1 protein-coding gene is annotated in these 699 nt (G+C 50.5%); it reads right to left on the reverse strand.

Features of this window, described 5'->3' with window-relative positions:
- Positions 1-216: 216 nt before the first annotated feature.
- Positions 217-699: hypothetical protein (locus H4O21_RS24025; RefSeq protein WP_220495843.1), on the reverse strand; the 483-nt coding region annotated here is incomplete at its 5' end.

The raw sequence follows: 699 nt of genomic DNA on the forward strand, positions 1-699 counted from the left end.
ATCAAACACAAAATACTGTACATGCACAATTTGCACAGGTGTTGTTCGCACTTCTTTTAACTTCTTGCATTATTTGGCAAAGATCTTAATTTGAAAAAGAGGCAAAGGATTGAATTTGCATTGTGCATTACTCTTCTCAGCCTAAACTGGTGTACTTTCTATGCTCTATCATCTATTACAGGCTGCTGCCAGGTGGCTTGCTCCAGTTTGTGTTCTTTACTGAGCAGGCAGGTACTGGTCCAGGTAGACCTTGATGCCGTCGATGGCGTCGCTCAGCTGGTTGCCGAAGCGGGGGCGCACGTAGTGTCCGTACAGACCCAGCAGTGTTGTGCGGGCCTTGTCAATAATGGGACCGGCCTCCTGGCCCACGTTAGCGGCAACCTTGACCAGGGCTTGGAACTCAGGCTTGGTCTGCAGGGTCTCCATGTAATCTTTGGCGGCAGTTGCACGTTCGCTGGTACCAGCCTGCTCAATCATGGGAGCAGCGGCAGCCTGCAGCTTGGCGTAAGCATTCAGGATCCTCTGGTAGAACACAGCCTTCATGCCATCATACTTTTCAACAAGATCCGCTGCTGGTGTAGGAAGATCACACAGGCACATGGAGACCTGCAGAGTGAGGATCAGTGCCAAGGCATATTTTGCATTCATGTCTGCGGTTGTGTTGGATGTACAGATCCAAGAGATCGGAAGAGCACACGG

This window comes from Oceanospirillum sediminis, assembly GCF_014164585.1.
Lineage (GTDB): Bacteria > Pseudomonadota > Gammaproteobacteria > Pseudomonadales > Halomonadaceae > Oceanospirillum > Oceanospirillum sediminis.